The organism is Melioribacter sp. Ez-97 (assembly GCF_051488665.1).
GTDB lineage: Bacteria > Bacteroidota > Ignavibacteria > Ignavibacteriales > Melioribacteraceae > Melioribacter.
Window position 1 is genome coordinate 42,086 of sequence record NZ_JBPSEG010000005.1, and the last position, 18,401, is coordinate 60,486.

Genomic DNA, 18,401 nt, shown 5'->3' on the forward strand with positions numbered 1-18,401 from the left:
TCTCTCCATTATAAGCTTATTACTTCTGGTTTTTGTGCTTTATGAGGATGCTCTTCGCCGGCATAAACTTTTAATTTCTTAGCCAGTTTTCTGCCCAGGCGATTTTTGGGAAGCATTCCCTTGACCGCATGTTCAATAACATATTCCGGTTTCTTTGCCAACAAATCGGAAAAGCTGGTAATTTTGGCGCCGCCGGGATACAACGAGTGACGGAAATATGTTTTGAGTTGTTCTCTTTTACCGGTCACTTTAATCTTGTCGGCGTTAATAACAATCACGAAATCGCCCGTGTCCATATTCGGCGTATATACCGGTTTGTGCTTACCGCGGATAATGCTTGCAACTTTAGCTGCCAATCTACCAAGCACCTGGTCTTTGGCGTCGACTATATACCACTTTTTCTCCGCATCCTCGGATTTAATAAATTTTGTTATTTTCTCCTGCTTCAAAATATCCTCCGAACATAAAATGCTATTTTTCAAAGGCTTCAAATATATTTCTATATTCCAAGAATGTCAAGAAAAGATTAGTTAAAATTTTCAGTTCTTGCGCCTAAATCTGGCAATTAATGCCAAATTTTGCCCGTTTTGCTCGAAATTGCCCGATAATTCAGCCGAAAATTTTTGAGACGATTTGGTAAATAAAAGGGAAAATTATTTATTATATTTCCGGTTCAAATTTAACGGGAAAGGAAAATTATGGCACAGAAAAAAGATTATTTGAAAGAAATAATCAAACACATCGACATTAAGCAACATAATGTCGTACCGTTGGTAGAAGCAATGGAGTCGATGGCATTCAGCGCCAGAGACCTCAACCGCGCGGCGAAAATCTACGAAAAAATGCTCACCGATAAAGATTGTACCGTCATCCTCACACTCGCCGGCAGTTTATTCAGCGCCGGTCTGAAAAAAGTGGTTTACGATCTGATTGCAAATAACATGGTCGACGTAATCGTATCGACCGGAGCCATTATGGTCGATCAGGACTTTTTCGAAGCGCTCGGATTTAAACATTATATCGGTTCTCCGTATGTAGACGATAACGAACTGCGCGAGCTCCATATCGACAGAATTTACGATACGTTCATCGACGAAGACGAACTCAGAATTTGCGACGATACGACCGCAAAAATATTCGACAGTCTGGAACCGCGTCCCTATTCTTCGCGCGAATTGTTGTGGCACTTCGGCAAATATTTGGAAGAAAACGGCGGTCCAAAAGTTGACGACAGCGTAATCTATGCGGCTTATAAGAACAACGTGCCGATTTTCGTGCCCGCATTTTCCGATTGTTCCGCAGGATTCGGAATAGTTATGCATCAACATAACAATCCGGAAAATCACGTATCGTTCGATTCCGGAAAAGATTTTTACGAATTGACGCAGATAAAACTGAAAAGCAAGGAAACCGGCATATTTATGATCGGCGGCGGAGTGCCTAAAAACTTTACTCAGGATATCGTCGTAGCAGCTGACATTCTTCAGGAAGACGCCCCGATGCATAAATACGCAATTCAAATTACCGTAGCAGACGTAAGAGACGGAGCTTTATCCAGTTCGACTCTCAAAGAAGCAAGTTCCTGGGGCAAAGTGGAAACTACTTACGAACAGATGGTTTATTCGGAAGCTACGCTTGCAATGCCTCTTATCGCAGGGTACGCATATCACAAGGGCGTATGGAAAAACAGAGAGAAGAAAGAATGGCAGAAATTGTTCCTCAAGGAAAACGTGTCTGTTAAATAAAATAATTAGCGGCCCCTTCCGTAAGCGGAAAGGGGCTTTTTTTATTCCCCGACTTTAACTTTTACAACAACTTTTTTTACAGGAGTCGAAAGATTTACCGCAATCCCCGGCATGTGAATATCGGTGGGGAAAAAGACGGCAAAATAACCGCTTTCCAGAATCAAGAATTCGCCTTCGCCTTTCAGAAACATCAAATCTTTATCGGGATTGTAGTCCTCTGTAACTATCATTTTAGTAGGGAAAGAAAACCCGATTTTTTCTTTGCCCGAAACAATAAACTGTATGTCCGCATATTTTTTATGCGCTTCCCATTTGCCTGCGGTTCTGGGTTTTGTGTCGTAATTTTGGACTACGGCAAACACATTATCGCCGTCTATTTCGTATTTACCTTCATCGATATTTTCAAGATCGCTGCTTTTTAGGAATTCAAAAGCTTTTCGAAAATTTTCTCCCAGCGGGTAATAGATTTCTGTGTGTTTAATTTGATCGAGTATCATATCTCTCCCCTTTTAGTATTTCAGTCTTAGAGTTCGAAAAGAACTCCAGCCGTAATAATATAAAAATTATTTTTAAATTCGTTTATGCCCGGAAGCCGGTCGAGTTTCAAATCCAGAAAAACGTATCGTACGTCGCCCGTAAGAATTAAATTTCCGAAACCCAGTTCGGCTCCGATACCGATATGATAACCGAATTCGCTCTTCGTTTCGTCCTTCAGTCCCAATAAATTTAATTCCTCCGCATAATCGATTTTAGTATTGTACCATCCGGCTCCGACCGTGCCGTACAAAAGAGGAAAGAAATAGAGCATGCCGCTTACCATCACGGGATACATCGTGGTTTTCAGCGCGCCGCCGTCGTATTCTTCGGTACGGTAATTAATAGACGCCTCGAGAGCCAAAGAACGCGCCAGATAGAATCTTCCCGCGGCTCCCAGCATAACCGAACCTTCAGCGTCTTCCGACTTGTGAAAACCGAGTTGCGGACCGACCGCAATGGTTTGAGCGTAAATTCCAGACGTCATAATAATAACAAAAAATAATGCGATTAATTTCCGAAACATGGCGCCTCCGCTATTTTATTGTGTGAAATTTAATATTCGAGGGATACCGCTTGCCGAAATAAACCCTGTGCACGGCTTTTTGAAAATCTTCTTCGGACGCATTATAGATATCCACGAATTTTTGCGGGTTCCTGTCGAAAAACGGAAAGAAGCTGCTCTGGATTTGAACCATTATCCGGTGACCTTTTCGGAATGTATGGTCGATATCGTTCAGCCGGAATTTAACGTTTGTAATTTCATCGGGGACAAACGGTTCGGGTTCTTCGTAACTGTTTCTGAATTTTCCTCTCATTATTTCATAACGAATCAAGCGCTGATAACCTCCGTATTCGATTTCGGAGTCACGGCTGTCTTCCGAGTCGTAAGGATAAACGTCGATTACTTTTAATACCCAGTCCGCGTCCGTCCCGCTGGTTGAAACATAAATATCGACGTCAACGGGACCAGAAATAGTATAGTCTTCATCCAGAGGCTCCGTCGAATAAGTTAGCACGTCGGGTCGCGCGTCGGCAAAACGCTGGTCTTCGCTCATATAAGTCCTGTTATACATTCTCCGCGAATCGTAAAATTTAGAAGTATACGGAACGGGATTAAAAGGGTCGCTCACATATTCATCGCAGAGTAAAACCTCTTCCGTCGGCTTTTCCCATAAAAGACTTCCGTTCTTACCAAGATAAAGTTTTGATAGCCGGGATTCGTCAGGCGGAAATTTTTTATAACCGATCCATTCGTCGCTGCCGGTTCTGTACGTCAAAACTTCCGGCATTTCGAACCGGCCTTTATTTTTCAAATAATAATTGAAGAAAGGAAAGATTATCGAGTCGTTATAATATTTACTTGCGCTGTCGGGAAAAATAAAATCGCCGAACGAATTTCCGTCCGAACGAGCCCACCCTCCGTGGCTCCAGGGACCCATAATCAGACGGCAATCGTTAGCAGGATTTTTTTCTTCGATTGACCTGTAGATATTCAAAGGTCCGTAAAGGTCTTCCGAATCGTACCATCCTCCCACAATCAAAACGGCAGGTTTTGTATTTTTAAAATGGGGCAGATTATTGCGCGCTTGCCAGAATTCGTCGTACGCGCCGTGTTCCATTATTTCATTCCAGAAAGGCAAAGAGCCGCGGAAAAATTTTTCGTTAATATTTTTTAACGGTCCCAAATTGAGGAAAAAAGTATACATATCCGGCGAATCGTACGGCTCGATAGTTTTCCATGCAGTTGTAAGTGAATCCCTCGGTTGATCAAAAGTCTTAAAGAAATTAAACGACATCGAGAGCGAAAACGCTCCGTTGTGGTGCATATCGTCTCCTACGAACCAATCGGCAATCGGAGCCTGAGGCGACACCGCTTTCAAAGCCGGATGCGAATCGATTAGACTCATTGCCGCATAAAATCCCGGATATGAAATACCCCAGATTCCTACCCTGCCGTTATTATGTTTTATATTTTTTATCAACCATTCAATCGTGTCGTAAGTATCCGTGGTTTCGTCGACGTCTTTATTGCTTTTTTTATCCGGAATATAAGGGCGCATATTTACGAATTCGCCCTCGCTCATAAATTTTCCACGCACATCCTGAAAAACGAAGATGTACCCCTCTTCTGCGAAAGCTTTATTGGGTCCGAGCGCATTCGGATAATTATCCTCGCCGTAAGGAGCCGCTCTGTAAGGCGTGCGCACCATTAAGATCGGATACTCTTTAGTCGTATCCACGGGAGTATAAACCGCCGTAAACAATTTTATACCGTCCCGCATCGGTATTCGATATTCTTTTTTTGTATAATGTTCTTTAATCCACTCTTTGCCTTGAGCGGAAATAAAATTGAAGGACAGAAGAAACAATAAGATTAATGTTAATCTCTTCATAGAATAATCCCGATTTATAAATAATGTTCCGCTTTCTTCAGGTTTTCAATTTTGCCCAAATCCATGAAAAGAGAATCGGTATGTTCAATATAGCTAATTTTATTTCTTCCGGGTAAATTTTTTTGAGATGCGAGTTCAAGATAGAATTCAACGAGCGAGAAAATTTCCCTTTCCGGGAAAAGGTTAAAAACCTCGGGCTGAACCGCTTGAATACCGCTAAAAGCGAATGGCTCGATTTTGCCTTCCGCCCGGCGCACAATTTTTTTTTCGCCTGTCTTTTCATTCATCCAGCCGCATAAATTTTTCGCTTCGTCGAAAAGAAAATACCTGCTCGATTTTCTCTTCTGAACCGCAAGCGTTATTAAATTACCGTTCCCGATATGAAGTCGATAAAATTCATTCAGATCAATATCCGTAAGGATGTCGACGTTATGAATTAAGACGGGATTTTTCCGCGTGAAATGGACAGCGGCTTTTTTCAACGCTCCGCCGGTATCGAGTAATTTATCGGATTCATCTGAAATTATGATGTCAATACCGTAATTCTTTTTCGAATTAAGAAAACTTATTATTTGTTCCGCATAATGGTGTACGTTAATTACAATTCTCGTAAAACCCGAACCGATTAATTTACGGATAACTATATCGATCAAAGGAACGCCTTTAACCTCGACGAGCGCCTTCGGTTTAGTATCCGTAATAGGACGCAGTCTCGTGCCCAAACCCGCGGCAAGAACAAACGCTTCCATTATAATGGCAACCGTGTATGTTTAAGAATAACTTTTACTTTATATTTTTTTTTCAGATGGCGGGCAAGGCTCTCGGCGCAAAAGACAGACCTGTGCTGACCCCCTGTGCATCCGTAGCAGACCATCAAATCGCGCCAGCCGCGTTCGATATAATTCTCCACAATCTGTTCTACCATATTAATCGATTCGTTTAAGAATTTAACTGCCTCTGGCTGCGACTTCAGGAATTCGGCAACCTTTTTATTGCGCCCCGTAAGGTGTTTGTACTTTTCAATTTTGCCGGGATTCGGTATAGCTCTGCAGTCGAATACAAATCCTCCGCCGTTGCCGCTTATGTCGTAGGGCATTTTATATCTGTACGAAAAACTGTAAACGCGAACAATCAGGTCTTTGTGCTCCGCATTCCACTTATATTCCCGGAGTTTTTTATCGCGCGTAATTTCATTCAATACCCGGAACAGTTCGGGAATTTTACGTGAGATTTTAATTTTCTTCAAAATCGATTCGAGATTTTTTACCGCATAAGGAATGCTTTGCAAAAAGTGGGCTTTGCCTTCGAAAAATCCGCGGTTGCCGTAAGCTCCGAACATTTGAATGAGACGTAAAAGAACGAACTCGTAATAATATTTCATAAATTCCGAGCGTCGAATTCTTTCCAATTTCCCGACCGATTTGAGATAATGGTTTAACAATTCCGTTCTCAAATCATCGTTCAGGTCGGCTTTCGAATCGTACAGCAGAGACGCAATATCGTATTGTAACGGTCCTTTTCTTCCACCCTGATAATCGATAAAAGAGAGGTTTCCGTTATTTACCATAATATTTCGAGAATTAAAATCTCTGTACATAAAAAAGCCGCTGCCGGCGCCGGAAAGGTATTTTACAAGATTATTGAAATCCGCTTCGAGTCTGTCTTCGTCGAATGCGACGCCGCCCGGTTTAAGGAAGTAATATTTAAAATAATTCAAATCCCACTTCATCGATAATTCGTCGAACGATTTGCGCGGGTAACATTTATTGAAATCAATTTTATCTTTTGACAGAACCTGAAACTTCGAGAGCTCTTCAACCGCCCTTTTATATAATTCGATAATATCCTGCGGTATGGTTTTACCTTTTCTTTTCCTGTTCAACAAAGAGTATAAAGTTTCATCGCCCAGGTCGTTAAGCAAGTAATATTGTTTATTTTTTTCGACGGCGTAAATTTCAGGAACATTCAAACCGAGTTTTTTAAATTTTCCGGTTAAATAAAAAAACGCATTATTCTCTGCAACGTCTTCGTTATATACTCCGATTAACGTTTTATTACCGTCGTTCAATCTGTAATATTTTCTTGAGGAGCCGGAAGGAGGCAAAGGAGTAATTTGCACGCGATTGTTTCCGAATTCTTTTCGATATAAGTCTTTCAATATTTTTTCTGTATTCATGAAAAAGCCTCATTCGTAATTCAGAATAGTACGAAGCCACTTTTCGGCTTCCGATTTGCTCATGCCTTTTCTTTTTCTGTAGTCTTCAAGCTGATCGATTCCTATTTTGCCCACATTAAAATACTTAGCGTCGGGATGCGCAATATACCAGCCCGATACAGACGCCGCTGGCATCATAGCCATGCTTTCCGTCAGCGTAATACCGGAATTTTCATCGGGCTTTAATACGTTCCAGATAGTAATTTTTTCCGTATGATCCGGCAAGGCAGGATAGCCCGGAGCCGGTCGTATGCCTCTGTATTTTTCCGAGATTAATTCTTCATTCGTAAGATTTTCATCCGAAGCGTAACCCCACAATTCTTTTCTCACTTTTTGATGCAGCAGCTCGGCGAAAGCCTCGGCAAGCCTGTCGGCAATCGCCTTTACCATAATTGCATTATAGTCGTCGTGCTTCGATTCGTAACTTTTAACCAGCTCATCGACTCCAATTCCTGCGGTAACGGCGAAGAGTCCGACGTAATCGTTCGCTCCAAAGTCTTTGGGCATAACAAAATCCGCAAGCGCGTAATTCGGCTGACCTTTAACTTTTTTGATTTGCTGCCTCAGCGTATGGAGCACAGCCAACAATCCGGAACAAGATTCATCGCAATAAATTTCGATATCGTCGCCAGTAGAATTAGCGGGGAACAAACCGACGACAGCATTTGCTTTGAGCAGCTTGTTGTTTATTATTTCCTTTAGGATTTTCAGTCCGTCGTCGTATAATTTTTCGGCTTCTTTGCCGTAAACTTCATTATTAAAAATATCGGGATATTTTCCTTTCATTTCCCAGGCGTGAAAGAACGGAGTCCAGTCGATATAACGGCTAATTTCTTCCAGCGGATAATCATTAAGAACCGTAATCCCTATTTTATTCGGTTTAACAGGTCTGTAATTTTCCCAATCCGCATGAAATTTGTTTTTACGGGCTTCTTCCAGCGTGACAAAGTTTTTCTCGGAAATTTTTCTAATATGATTCTTCCTTAATTCTTCGTATTCGCTTTTTATTTTGGCTCCGTAATTTTTGTCGGAAAGAAGGCTGCTTGCCACGTTAACGCTTTTTGAAGCGTCGAGCACATGTATAACAGAACCGCTGTATTCGGGATCGATTTTAACGGCGGTATGAATTCTCGAAGTAGTCGCGCCTCCGATCAAAAGCGGAAGATTCATTTTTCTTCTTTCCATCTCTTTAGCCACATGAACCATTTCGTCGAGCGAAGGAGTAATCAGTCCGCTCAGTCCGACAATGTCCGCTTTTTCATCTATTGCAGTTTGAATAATTTTATCCGCGGGAACCATCACTCCCAGGTCGATAATTTTATAATTATTGCAACCGAGCACAACGCCCACAATATTCTTTCCGATATCGTGAACGTCGCCTTTGACAGTTGCGAGCAATATTGTTCCCGCATTACTCGATTCAGCGTTTTTTCTGTCCGCTTCGATGTATGGTATTAAAAACGCAACGGCTTTTTTCATTACTCTAGCGCTTTTAACAACCTGAGGCAGGAACATTTTTCCGGCTCCGAAAAGGTCGCCTACGATATTCATTCCGTCCATCAAAGGACCTTCGATTATCGAGAGAGGATTTTTATATTTTTTGAGAGCTTCGTTTATGTCCTCTTCCAGAAAATCGACGATGCCTTTGACCAAAGAATGTTTCAATCGTTCTTCCACGGATTCTTTTCGCCACTGTTCGTCCTTGACTTCTTTTTGTTTTGTTTTATCGACGCCGTTGGCGTATTCGGTCAATCTTTCGGTAGCGTCGGGTCTTCTGTTCAAAAGGACGTCTTCAACGAGCGTCAGCAATTGCGGTTCAATTTCTTCGTAAACGGCAAGCTGTCCTGCATTGACTATGCCCATATCCATTCCCGCTTCGATAGCATGGTAGAGAAAAGCCGAGTGCATTGCTTCCCTTACCGTGTCATTGCCCCGAAAAGCAAACGAAACGTTGCTGACGCCTCCGCTTACTTTAGCCAGCGGCAAATTATTTTTAATCCACCTTACCGCCTCGATGTAAGCCAATGCATATTGATTATGTTCTTCTATCCCCGTGGCAACCGCAAAAATATTCGGATCGAAGATTATATCCTGCGGCGGGAATCCGACTTCTTTTGTCAAAATATCATATGCCCGTTTGCATATCGATATTTTTCTTTCGTATGTGTCCGCCTGTCCTTCTTCGTCGAAAGCCATAACAATAACCGCCGCGCCGTATTTCAAAATTTTTCTTGCATGCTCTTTGAATGCTTCCTCTCCTTCCTTGAGCGAAATCGAATTGACAATTCCTTTGCCCTGCAGGCATTTAAGTCCGGCTTCTATAACGCTCCATTTGGAAGAATCGATCATAACCGGAACGCGAGCGATATCCGGTTCCGAAGAGATTAAATTCAAAAATTTTGTCATCGCCTCTTCGGAATTTATCATTGCCTCGTCCATATTAACGTCGATAATCTGCGCTCCGTTTTCCACCTGCTCCCTGGCTACGGATAAAGCTTCTTCATATTTTCCTTCCCTAATTAATCGCGCAAATTTTCTGGAACCCGCCACATTTGTTCTTTCGCCGATATTTACAAAATTCGTATTAGGTCGGAATACAAGCGGCTCCAGACCGCTCAGTCTGAGATACGGCTCGACATGCGGTATTTTTCTGGGCGGATATTTGTCGGCTATTTCAGCAAACGCTTTTATATGCTCGGGCGTTGTCCCGCAGCATCCGCCGACTATATTGAATAAACCTTCGGCTGCATACTCTTCCAGGACTTTCAGCATAGTTTCGGGCGATTCGTCGTATTGACCGAATTCATTTGGCAGACCGGCATTCGGATAAATGCTCACAAAAACATCTGCTATCTCGGACAATTCCGAAATGAAAGGACGCATTTGCGCCGGACCGAGCGAACAGTTCAAACCGACGCTCAGTAAATTTTTCGTATGCGAAATCGAAATCCAGAACGCCTCGGTCGTTTGTCCGGATAAAGTCCTTCCGCTCATATCGATTACAGTACCGGAAATCATAATCGGCAATTCGACGCCGGTTTCTTCGAAGAGCTCCATAATTCCGAACAATGCCGCCTTTGCATTGAGCGTATCGAACACCGTTTCAAGCAGCAAAATATCGGCGCCGCCTTCAATCAAGCCTTTTGCCTGTTCCTTGTACGCTTCTTTCATTTTGTCGAATGTAATCGCCCTGTAACCCGGATCGTTCACGTCCGGAGAGACGGAAAGCGTTTTGTTTGTAGGTCCCAATGCGCCGGCTACGAATCTCGGCTTCGAAGGCGTCTTGGCGGTAAACTCGTCGGCAGCTTCGCGGGCAATCCGAGCCGCCCGATAATTCAATTCGTAAACGTAGTCTTCGGCGCCGTAATCTGCTTGCGAAATCGAAGTTGAATTAAACGTATTTGTTTCAATAATGTCCGCGCCCGCTTCGAGATATTCGCGATGAATCGATTTTATAATTTCCGGCTGAGTGATAACCAGAATATCGTTATTGCCCTTCAGCGGCAATTTATGGTCCCGAAATTTATCGCCTCTGAAGTCTTCTTCGCTCAATTTATGGCGCTGGATCATCGTGCCCATTGCGCCGTCGAGTATCATTATCCGCTGATTTAATATATCTTTCAACAAGTTGAATTTATTCATAAAATTACGCCCGTATTAAGATGAACGGAAAAATTATTAGTTTTGAAGTCGACTTTTATTTTATTTATTGCTTAGAATAATTAATTTTATTTCAAATATAATAATAAATGGGAAGATTATGATAGTTGTAACAGGCGGCGCGGGCTTTATAGGCAGCGCGGTAGTATGGAAATTAAATCGGTCGGGACGTAACGATATAATTATCGTCGACGAACTCGGCTCCGAAAACAAATGGAAAAACTTAAACGGACTTTCGTTTGAAGATTTCTATCACAAAGAAGATTTCATAAATTATATAATCAGCGACAGCGTTCCTTTCGAAACCGAAGCAATCATTCACCTCGGAGCTTGTTCTTCGACGACGGAAAAAGACGCAGATTATCTGATGGACAACAACGTTCACTATTCGCAGGAATTGGCAAAATACGCGCTCGAAAACGACGCCCGCTTTATCTACGCTTCCTCGGCGGCTACATACGGCGACGGTTCGAATGGTTACGACGACGACGAATCGCGACTGGAGGAGTTAAGACCTTTGAACATGTACGGCTACTCGAAACACCTATTCGATCTCTGGGTCAAAAGAAACGGTCTGCTCGACAAAGTAGTAGGATTGAAATACTTTAATGTCTACGGTCCGAACGAATATCATAAAGGAGATATGAGAAGCGTCGTTCACAAAGCGTTTCAGCAAATTATGTCTGACGGCAAAGTAAGATTATTCAAATCGTACAATCCCGAATATAAAGACGGCGGGCAAAAGAGAGATTTTGTGTACGTTAAAGACGCCGTTGACATGACTCTCTTTTTTCTGGAGAACCGCGACAAGAACGGAATTTATAACGTAGGCACGGGCAATGCGCAAACGTGGATCGAACTTGTTACCGCTATTTTCAAAGCACTCGACAAACCGGTCAACATTGAATTTATCGACATGCCCGAGGATATAAGGGACAAATATCAATATTTTACGCAGGCAAATCTTAATAAAATACGCTCTGCCGGCTACGGAAAAAAAATTATGAACGTTGAAGAAGGTGTAAAAGACTACGTGCAAAACTATTTAATGAAAAAGGAATATCTCGCTTTATAATTCGAACGGAGTAAAAATTGGCAAAAGATCCTTCGAGAGGCGAATTCAGAAAACGCCTCTACTTTTTTACATTGAAACTGATTGAATTCATCGACCAGCTTCCCAAAGACAACGTGTCGCAAAGAATCGGGGACGAACTTTTCGGAAGCGGAACAAGCGTTATAAGCAGTTATATCGAAGCCAGCGCGGCGACCACCACAAAAGAAATTAACATCCATACGATCGCCTCTCTTAAATACGCCAACGAATGCAAACTGTGGCTTGCCCTCGTTAGAGACAGCAAACGCGCCAAACCCGAAAAAGTTAAATGGTTTCTCGACGAGCTCGACGATATTTCCAAAATTTTAGCCGATTCGATAAAAAAATAATTGAAAGGAATCATAAGATGCAGCTGGCTACTCTCTGTTACGTAATCGACGACAATAAAATATTAATGATGCATCGCGTCAAAAAAGAAAACGACATGCACGAAGGAAAATGGAACGGACTCGGAGGTAAATTCGAAGCGGGAGAATCCCCCGAAGAATGCGTCGTCAGAGAAGTTAAAGAAGAATCGGGATTAACAATTACATCTCCCAAACTGAAAGGCTTTATAACATTCCCGTTATTTGACGGGAAAAAAGATTGGTACGTGTTTGTCTATACAGCAAATAAGTTTAAAGGCGATCTGATAAATTCGCCGGAAGGTCATCTCGAATGGATTCCGTATGAAGAATTCGGAAATTTAAACTTATGGGAAGGCGATAAGATTTTCATACCGTGGCTGTTTCAGGAAAAATTCTTCAGCGCAAAATTTATCTACAAAGAAAAAAAACTAGCGGATTATTCTGTGACTTTTTATTGATAAGCTTCCGACAATATCGCCGGTTTATTTTTGTTTATATTACTAATGACGTATATTTGTAGAAATTTTCTTAAAGGGGAAAAGCTCATGGGGACTTCAAATATAATTTCAGCAAAAGCACGATTGGCGGAGAAAATACAAATTAAAGAAACAATAGCCGTCTTCGGCGCGGCAGTTATTCTGCCGATTATTTTTCATCTTTTGCCGAACATTAACGGTACGCCGCTCGGGAAATACGCGCTGCCTATTTTTTATGCGCCTTTCATCGCAGTTTTATTTTTCAGATTTCACACTGCTCTTATCGCTTCCCTGTTGGCTCCCCTAGCAAATTACCTTATCACCGGCAATCCGGCTTTCGAGATCGTTCAATTAATCACGCTCGAACTGACATTATTTGTAGCGGCTGCGTATCTGCTCAAACGCTTGAACCGCGTAAAATATGCCGTCGCCCCTCTTAGTTATCTTCTTTCGACAGTTGCCGTTTATATTCTTACTTCTACCGGGGTAATCGGCTGGCAAATAAAGAGCGGTTATTTAATAAATTCGGTTACGACGGCGCTTCCCGGAATTCTCATCCTGACTTTGTTAAACGTTGTAATGATTAAAAGTAAACAGGTTTAAGAAAATCCGGATGAAAAATCTCGGTTTCGCCGAAATCTCGGAAAGGATAAGATTATTCGAACTCCCGGACTACGATATTGTAGTAGGAATTCGCGAAGGAGGAATTGTACCTGCATCACTGATCGCTTATAAATTAAATGCGGAATTGATTACACTAAGAATCAACTACAGAGACGACGACAACCGACCGATTTACGAAGCTCCTAAAATTTTATCTGAGATAAACAGAAATTTCGAAGGCAAAAAGATATTAATTGTCGACGACGTGTCAGTCACGGGCAAAACCCTTCAAACCGCCAAGTCGTACTTGAAGCTGCAGGAAGCCGACACTTTGGTACTTAAAGGAAAAGCCGATTACGTAGTTTTTCCGGAAATCGACGTTTGCGTAAATTGGCCTTGGAAATAAGCTCTCAACAATAAATTACTTGATTATTCCTGCGGTTCCATTCCGTAATCCGCCCATTCTTCTTTAGCGGGGCCGTAGACCCCCGGACCTTTCAAGCCCGCAAGTCTCATTACAACTGTTAATTGCCCGAGATGATGAATATGATGAGCCATCGTTACGGAGAGACTTTTGCCGCGTTTCCAAATTTCCCCGAAAAGCTCGTCTTCTCGCAGCAATGTATCGTCCGTCCAATTTTTTTCAATTTCGGAATAAAGACCCGCAGCAATTTCATTGAATTTATCGATCAGCTCCCGAACGCTTGAGGGAACCGGAGCGTCCTTTTCGATAGAAGTCACTTTGAGCCCCATCAATTGAGCCATCTCAGCTAAAGTCATTGTCATATGCCATGCAATTCTGCCTGCCGATCTGACGTCGTTGTGAAATTTTTTATTGAGGCTTTCGTCCGTTAATCCGGAAAATACTTTAATAGTGGAATCCGTTTCGGATTTCCAGTCTTCAAGAAAATCGCTTACTTTACGATACATTTAGTCTCCTTCCGGTAATAATTAAATAATCATTTAATACGGATAAAAAATATAGAACAATAGAGAGAACGCAAACAATATCCACATCCCCGCAGATATTTGTTTGAATTTACCGCCGAGAGTCATGGTAATCGGGTAGACCGCAAAGCCGGCTGTCATACCGACTCCGAGATTATAAGTAAAACACATCATAATGATAGTAACAAAAGCCGGGATTGCCTCGGTCAAATTACCGAAATCGATATTTTTAACGGGCGACATCATCAAAAAACCTACGATTATTAATGCGGCTCCGTATGCAAAAGGAGGAACGGAAGTAAAAAAAGGAGAAAGAAAAAGGGTCAGTAAAAAAAGGAGCGCGGTAACTACCGCAGAAAAGCCGGAACGTCCTCCCGCTTCGATTCCCGCCGCCGATTCGATATAAACTCCCGCCGTTGTAGTTCCGAGCAGAGAAGCTACGACAGTCGACAGGGCGTCGCACAGCATCGGTTTTTCGATATCGGGCAAATTCCCGCTTTCGTCCAACATATCGGCTTTATATGCCAGTCCGAGCAATGTGCCGAGCGTATCGATCAAATCCGTAATAAATATTACGAGTATAACAGCAATAAATCCCCACGTCAACGCGCCCATCCAATCGATTTTCATAAATATCGGCTCAATAGAAGGAGGCATATCAATTATTTTTTGAGGCAACGGAGCCTCGCCTAATATAAACCCCAGTATGGCGACGCTCAGAATTCCGATAATAATTGCTCCGTGTACTTTTTTAATCATCAGCGCCGCAATTATTATAAATCCCAAGACTGCCAGCAGAATCGAAACATCCGATAAATTTCCCACTTTTACCGGAGCGCCCGGCACACCGAGACTAACAATGCCGGTATCGTTCAATCCGATAAAAGTCAAAAACAGACCGATGCCGACGGCAAAGGAAATTTTAAGCGCCTCGGGAATTTCGTTTGCCAGCCAGCTTCTGATTTTGGTTAAAGTGAGAATTGTAAATAAAACGCCGCTAATAAAAATTGCGCCCAATGCAGTCTGCCAACTGTAACCGAGTACTTTTACGACAGTATAAGCAATGAAAGCGTTTTCGCCCATATAGGGCGCTATTGCAAATGGGCGTTTGGCATAAACTCCCATAATAAAAGTGCCGAAAAACGCAGTCAATACCGTAGCAACCATCGAAGGACCGAACGGAATTCCGGCGGCTTCGAGAATTTTGGGATTTACGATGACAATGTATGCCATCGTTACAAAGGTGGTAATTCCTCCGATAATTTCATTACGAAAATTCGTGCGGAGTTGTTCGAAATTGAAGTACTCTTTAAGAGACATAGCTATCCCCCTCTGTTCTTAACTGGAAAAAAAATGCCTGTCGTATCAGATTTTATTTACGCGCCGAAGCGAAAATCCATTCTTCGCAGAAAGAGGGGATGTGTACGGAATAGTACTTAATTTTTTTGTAATATTTTTTAAGAATCGAATCCACAAGCTCGCGCGTTTCGGCGTCGAACTGCGAGCAGCATTGAAGAGTAATTACTCCGCCGGGATTCATGCTCTTATAGATATCGCCGAAAAAGTTATCCAGAAACTCCTCGCGCGGAACTTTCGAAAAAGCTTCGGGGTGCATCGTCAGGTCGTAAATAACCGCGTCGAATCCGCCGTTGTTTTTAATATAATGCAATGCGTCCTGGTAGACTATTTCCACATGTTTGTCTACAAACGATTCCTGGGAAATTTTACCGAGATATTTAGTGCTCACTTCGATGACTTTCGGGTCGATATCCACGAGCGTAACTTTGCGCGGTTTGATCTTCAGCAATTCATGCAGAACGCCGCCGTCGCCGCCGCCCAAAATTACCGCATTGTTAATTTTAAGATTCGATTTTCTAATCGGGTCTACCAACGCAGCGTTGTAGATATCGGCGTCGTATTCTGAAATCTGCAGTTCGTTATCGAGAAAAAGCATTCTGCCGAAATGTTCGTTCTCAATTATTTCGATCATCTGATACTTGGACTTTTTAGAATAGAGAACTTTTTCGGCATGGTAGCTTACCTCGAAGCCGTAGCCTGAAACCGACGGGATCCAATCGGGCTCGTGAAATTCGATCAGGTTCCCTCGTTTCAGATATCCGAGTCGGACTTTTTTCGGCTTGAGAGCTTTTCGGAGGTAATTTATCAACTTCATGTGTTTATTCGGGTCCGAACATGTAAACACATCGAGGGAGACATGACCCGCTTCGGGATATGTATGCATCCCGATATGAGATTCGCTAATAATTGCAATTACCGTAACGCCGAGTGGATCGAATTTGTGGCTTACTATTCCTACGGAATGGAGTCCGGATTCTTCAATGCCTTTTTTCAGGAATGATTTTAATTTTCTTTCGTTATTCAGATAGGTTTTATCGCAGTCAATAAATTCCGCAATATGCTGGGTTCCTAACGGGTTCAATAAACCTCTCCCGTTTTTTGATTAAAAAATTGTACTCAGTTTGCAAATATAAATATTTATGGAATAAATTCACCCCCAGGCGAATAAAAATCAGAAATAATAATCCGCTTGCATAAATAATGCTTTCGGATAATATCCGAATTCGCTTCGCGCTGTTCCGTAAGTGATTAACGTTCCGAGCGATATACTCGTATTATCCGACGCGGAGTAAACTCCGTTTATCATCAGGTATCCGCTGTTGTCGTTAAAATTTCTGACGGATGTTAAAGTAAGGGTAGCAAGAGGATGAATTTGGTACGAAGTCATTGCCGCCAGGTAATGTCTGCTCAAATTGATTATTTCTCCTCTGAGCAATCTGAATAAGTCATAATTTTCTTTGTCGGTTTTACCCTCGCCGTTGTAATGATATTCGACGAGTCCGTATAATTTAGAAGAGAATTGATAATCGGCGCCGAGAATAAATTTCAAATAGCCGGAACCGCGGTACGAATAGATTCCCTCTCCCCGGATACCGGCATCGAATAAATTGCCGGCAAAATCAATTCCGACAACATTCCGATTATCGAAACGCCCGCCTATCAAAGAAAAATCATATTCGCCGTAATTGGTTCTGAAACGGAATCCGAAATTACTCTCGTCTATTTTATCGGAAGGATTAAATACCAGATTCAAATCCGTAAAATCGCCCAGATAAAACATCGACGAAATTGCGTCAGCCCCGTCTTTTTCCAATTTATAAAATGCAATCGGATTCAAGGGATTGAACAAATCGACAGGATTCCAGATTCTGCCGGCGCCCCAGGAAATTCTCTGCCTTCCGACGATTATGTTTCCAAACTCGAAACCGTATCTGAAATAGAGCCTGTCGATAAAATGGATAACGTTGAAACGGCTTCCGGATACAGGCCTCCAGATTAAGTCCGCCAACTGCCTGTTTGTCTTTGCCGGCTCGCTCAAAGGGACAGAGGAGTTCCCTGTGTAAAAGGTCGATATTTCATATTCCAGATTGAATCTCAAATTATTTCCGATAAAAAATTCTGGTTTCAATCGGAGACGGGTTAAATTAGCAAAAGAATTTTTTTGCGCGTTGAAAAGCGAATTAAATTGGTCGTCAATCTTTTGATAAATCGGTATGTCGGTTACATAACCTCTCAAGTTAAAATCGAACTGCGCAATCAGAGGAATATTACCAATAATAAAAAACAGAAAAAGCAATCTGAAGATCATTTCCCGGAATCCTCTTCAATTCTGCCGTCCTTCAGAATGATCAGTCGTTTGGCTCTGTCGATAACCTTCTGGTCGTGCGACGAGAAGATAAAAGTAATATTTTTTTCGCGATTCATTTTTTCCATTAAATCGAGCAGATTATTTGCGGTATTCGAATCGAGATTTGCGGTCGGTTCGTCGGCGAGCACCAGTCCGGGATTATTAACAATTGCGCGCGCTACTGCAACGCGCTGTTGTTGTCCGCCGCTCATTTCGTTCGGGCGTTTATTTGCAAGCTCGCCGATTCCGAGTTCGTTCATCAATTCGAGGGCTTTTTCTCTCCGCTCTTTCTCCGGAATCCCTTTCAACATCATACTGAATTCGATATTTTCGAGCGCGGTCAAAACCGGTATTAAATTGTATGCCTGGAAAATAAATCCGAGATTATTGAGGCGGAATTCGGATAATTCTTTTTTCGACTTATCCGACAGGTTTTCGCCCATGAAAAAGACTTTTCCCGTTGTGGGAGTATCGAGCGCGCCGAGCAGATTCAAAAGCGTCGTTTTGCCCGAACCCGAAGGACCTGCAATCACTACATACTCTCCCTTTCCGATCGAAACGTTTATATCTTTCAGAGCTTCTACAGGAACTCCGTTATCCTGGTAGGTTTTTCCCAGATTTTCAGTTCTTATAATTTCCATATTTTTACCCGTTATT

Annotated in this window: 18 protein-coding genes; 6 read left to right on the forward strand and 12 right to left on the reverse strand. The window is 42.3% G+C overall.

Annotated features, from left to right (window positions below; all coding sequences use genetic code 11):
- Positions 1–8 precede the first annotated feature (8 nt).
- The gene (gene rplM / locus ACSSWA_RS07615; protein ID WP_437355966.1) at positions 9–449 is read right to left on the reverse strand and encodes a 50S ribosomal protein L13; all 441 of its coding nucleotides are present in this window, start codon (positions 447–449) and stop codon (positions 9–11) included.
- Between the two features lie 249 nt (positions 450–698).
- On the opposite strand from rplM, the gene ACSSWA_RS07620 reads away from it, so the two are divergent.
- A complete protein-coding gene (locus ACSSWA_RS07620) occupies positions 699–1,745 on the forward strand; it encodes a 1,9-bis(guanidino)-5-aza-nonane synthase (RefSeq protein ID WP_437355967.1) in 1,047 nt (348 codons plus the stop codon).
- 41 nt (positions 1,746–1,786) lie between these two features.
- Here ACSSWA_RS07620 and ACSSWA_RS07625 read toward each other — a convergent pair whose 3' ends face one another.
- The 6 genes from ACSSWA_RS07625 to metH are packed head-to-tail and all read right to left on the reverse strand — an operon-like array spanning position 1,787 to position 10,532.
- Positions 1,787–2,242, reverse strand: coding sequence for a YhcH/YjgK/YiaL family protein (locus ACSSWA_RS07625; RefSeq protein WP_437355968.1), 456 nt, complete (start codon positions 2,240–2,242; stop codon positions 1,787–1,789).
- 26 nt (positions 2,243–2,268) lie between these two features.
- Entirely contained in the window at positions 2,269–2,805 is a 537-nt protein-coding gene (locus ACSSWA_RS07630) for an outer membrane protein (protein ID WP_437355969.1), read from the reverse strand.
- Between the two features lie 10 nt (positions 2,806–2,815).
- Complete coding sequence (locus ACSSWA_RS07635; protein WP_437355970.1) at positions 2,816–4,675, reverse strand: CocE/NonD family hydrolase; 1,860 nt, start codon at positions 4,673–4,675, stop codon at positions 2,816–2,818.
- A gap of 14 nt (positions 4,676–4,689) precedes the next feature.
- Positions 4,690–5,424: a nucleotidyltransferase family protein gene (locus ACSSWA_RS07640; protein ID WP_437355971.1), complete on the reverse strand. Its 735-nt coding sequence runs from the start codon at positions 5,422–5,424 to the stop codon at positions 4,690–4,692.
- Entirely contained in the window at positions 5,424–6,851 is a 1,428-nt protein-coding gene (locus ACSSWA_RS07645; RefSeq protein ID WP_437355972.1) for a RapZ C-terminal domain-containing protein, read from the reverse strand. Before ACSSWA_RS07645 ends, ACSSWA_RS07640 begins: the two co-directional genes overlap by 1 nt.
- Before the next feature lie 9 nt (positions 6,852–6,860).
- Positions 6,861–10,532: a methionine synthase gene (gene metH / locus ACSSWA_RS07650; RefSeq protein ID WP_437355973.1), complete on the reverse strand. Its 3,672-nt coding sequence runs from the start codon at positions 10,530–10,532 to the stop codon at positions 6,861–6,863.
- Positions 10,533–10,650: 118 nt separating this feature from the next.
- Between metH and rfaD the strand changes: the two genes are divergently transcribed.
- The 5 genes from rfaD to ACSSWA_RS07675 all read left to right on the forward strand — a co-directional run bounded on the left by rfaD (position 10,651) and on the right by ACSSWA_RS07675 (position 13,496).
- Positions 10,651–11,625, forward strand: coding sequence for an ADP-glyceromanno-heptose 6-epimerase (gene rfaD, locus ACSSWA_RS07655; protein WP_437355974.1), 975 nt, complete (start codon positions 10,651–10,653; stop codon positions 11,623–11,625).
- A gap of 17 nt (positions 11,626–11,642) precedes the next feature.
- The gene (locus ACSSWA_RS07660; protein WP_437355975.1) at positions 11,643–11,993 is read left to right on the forward strand and encodes a four helix bundle protein; all 351 of its coding nucleotides are present in this window, start codon (positions 11,643–11,645) and stop codon (positions 11,991–11,993) included.
- A 17-nt stretch (positions 11,994–12,010) separates the two neighbouring features.
- Positions 12,011–12,469, forward strand: a complete 459-nt coding sequence (locus ACSSWA_RS07665) for an NUDIX hydrolase (RefSeq protein ID WP_437355976.1) — start codon at positions 12,011–12,013, stop codon at positions 12,467–12,469.
- Positions 12,470–12,556: 87 nt separating this feature from the next.
- Positions 12,557–13,090 carry a hypothetical protein gene (locus ACSSWA_RS07670; protein ID WP_437355977.1) on the forward strand — a complete coding sequence of 178 codons (534 nt, stop codon included), beginning with the start codon at positions 12,557–12,559 and terminating at the stop codon, positions 13,088–13,090.
- Between the two features lie 10 nt (positions 13,091–13,100).
- Complete coding sequence (locus tag ACSSWA_RS07675; protein ID WP_437355978.1) at positions 13,101–13,496, forward strand: phosphoribosyltransferase; 396 nt, start codon at positions 13,101–13,103, stop codon at positions 13,494–13,496.
- Between the two features lie 23 nt (positions 13,497–13,519).
- On the opposite strand, the gene ACSSWA_RS07680 is transcribed toward ACSSWA_RS07675, so the two are convergent.
- The 5 genes from ACSSWA_RS07680 to ACSSWA_RS07700 form a co-directional block, all read right to left on the reverse strand.
- On the reverse strand, positions 13,520–14,020 hold the full coding sequence (locus tag ACSSWA_RS07680) for a DinB family protein (RefSeq protein WP_437355979.1): 501 nt from the start codon (positions 14,018–14,020) through the stop codon (positions 13,520–13,522).
- 33 nt (positions 14,021–14,053) lie between these two features.
- Positions 14,054–15,358: an NCS2 family permease gene (locus ACSSWA_RS07685; protein ID WP_437355980.1), complete on the reverse strand. Its 1,305-nt coding sequence runs from the start codon at positions 15,356–15,358 to the stop codon at positions 14,054–14,056.
- A 52-nt stretch (positions 15,359–15,410) separates the two neighbouring features.
- Positions 15,411–16,478, reverse strand: coding sequence for an adenosylmethionine decarboxylase (speD, locus tag ACSSWA_RS07690; protein ID WP_437355981.1), 1,068 nt, complete (start codon positions 16,476–16,478; stop codon positions 15,411–15,413).
- A gap of 90 nt (positions 16,479–16,568) precedes the next feature.
- On the reverse strand, positions 16,569–17,705 hold the full coding sequence (locus ACSSWA_RS07695; protein ID WP_437355982.1) for a hypothetical protein: 1,137 nt from the start codon (positions 17,703–17,705) through the stop codon (positions 16,569–16,571).
- A complete protein-coding gene (locus ACSSWA_RS07700; protein ID WP_437355983.1) occupies positions 17,702–18,385 on the reverse strand; it encodes an ABC transporter ATP-binding protein in 684 nt (227 codons plus the stop codon). Before ACSSWA_RS07700 ends, ACSSWA_RS07695 begins: the two co-directional genes overlap by 4 nt.
- Positions 18,386–18,401: the final 16 nt, after the last annotated feature.

What these genes read in the sequence shown, in the direction of transcription:
- ACSSWA_RS07620 (WP_437355967.1), top strand. Translation starts at nt 699, where the DNA reads ATGGCACAGAAAAAAGATTATTTGAAAGAAATAATCAAACACATCGAC.
- ACSSWA_RS07625 (WP_437355968.1), bottom strand. Translation starts at nt 2,242, where the DNA reads ATGATACTCGATCAAATTAAACACACAGAAATCTATTACCCGCTGGGA.
- ACSSWA_RS07630 (WP_437355969.1), bottom strand. Translation starts at nt 2,805, where the DNA reads ATGTTTCGGAAATTAATCGCATTATTTTTTGTTATTATTATGACGTCT.
- ACSSWA_RS07635 (WP_437355970.1), bottom strand. Translation starts at nt 4,675, where the DNA reads ATGAAGAGATTAACATTAATCTTATTGTTTCTTCTGTCCTTCAATTTT.
- ACSSWA_RS07640 (WP_437355971.1), bottom strand. Translation starts at nt 5,424, where the DNA reads ATGGAAGCGTTTGTTCTTGCCGCGGGTTTGGGCACGAGACTGCGTCCT.
- ACSSWA_RS07645 (WP_437355972.1), bottom strand. Translation starts at nt 6,851, where the DNA reads ATGAATACAGAAAAAATATTGAAAGACTTATATCGAAAAGAATTCGGA.
- metH (WP_437355973.1), bottom strand. Translation starts at nt 10,532, where the DNA reads ATGAATAAATTCAACTTGTTGAAAGATATATTAAATCAGCGGATAATG.
- rfaD (WP_437355974.1), top strand. Translation starts at nt 10,651, where the DNA reads ATGATAGTTGTAACAGGCGGCGCGGGCTTTATAGGCAGCGCGGTAGTA.
- ACSSWA_RS07665 (WP_437355976.1), top strand. Translation starts at nt 12,011, where the DNA reads ATGCAGCTGGCTACTCTCTGTTACGTAATCGACGACAATAAAATATTA.
- ACSSWA_RS07670 (WP_437355977.1), top strand. Translation starts at nt 12,557, where the DNA reads ATGGGGACTTCAAATATAATTTCAGCAAAAGCACGATTGGCGGAGAAA.
- ACSSWA_RS07675 (WP_437355978.1), top strand. Translation starts at nt 13,101, where the DNA reads ATGAAAAATCTCGGTTTCGCCGAAATCTCGGAAAGGATAAGATTATTC.
- ACSSWA_RS07680 (WP_437355979.1), bottom strand. Translation starts at nt 14,020, where the DNA reads ATGTATCGTAAAGTAAGCGATTTTCTTGAAGACTGGAAATCCGAAACG.
- ACSSWA_RS07685 (WP_437355980.1), bottom strand. Translation starts at nt 15,358, where the DNA reads ATGTCTCTTAAAGAGTACTTCAATTTCGAACAACTCCGCACGAATTTT.
- ACSSWA_RS07695 (WP_437355982.1), bottom strand. Translation starts at nt 17,705, where the DNA reads ATGATCTTCAGATTGCTTTTTCTGTTTTTTATTATTGGTAATATTCCT.
- ACSSWA_RS07700 (WP_437355983.1), bottom strand. Translation starts at nt 18,385, where the DNA reads ATGGAAATTATAAGAACTGAAAATCTGGGAAAAACCTACCAGGATAAC.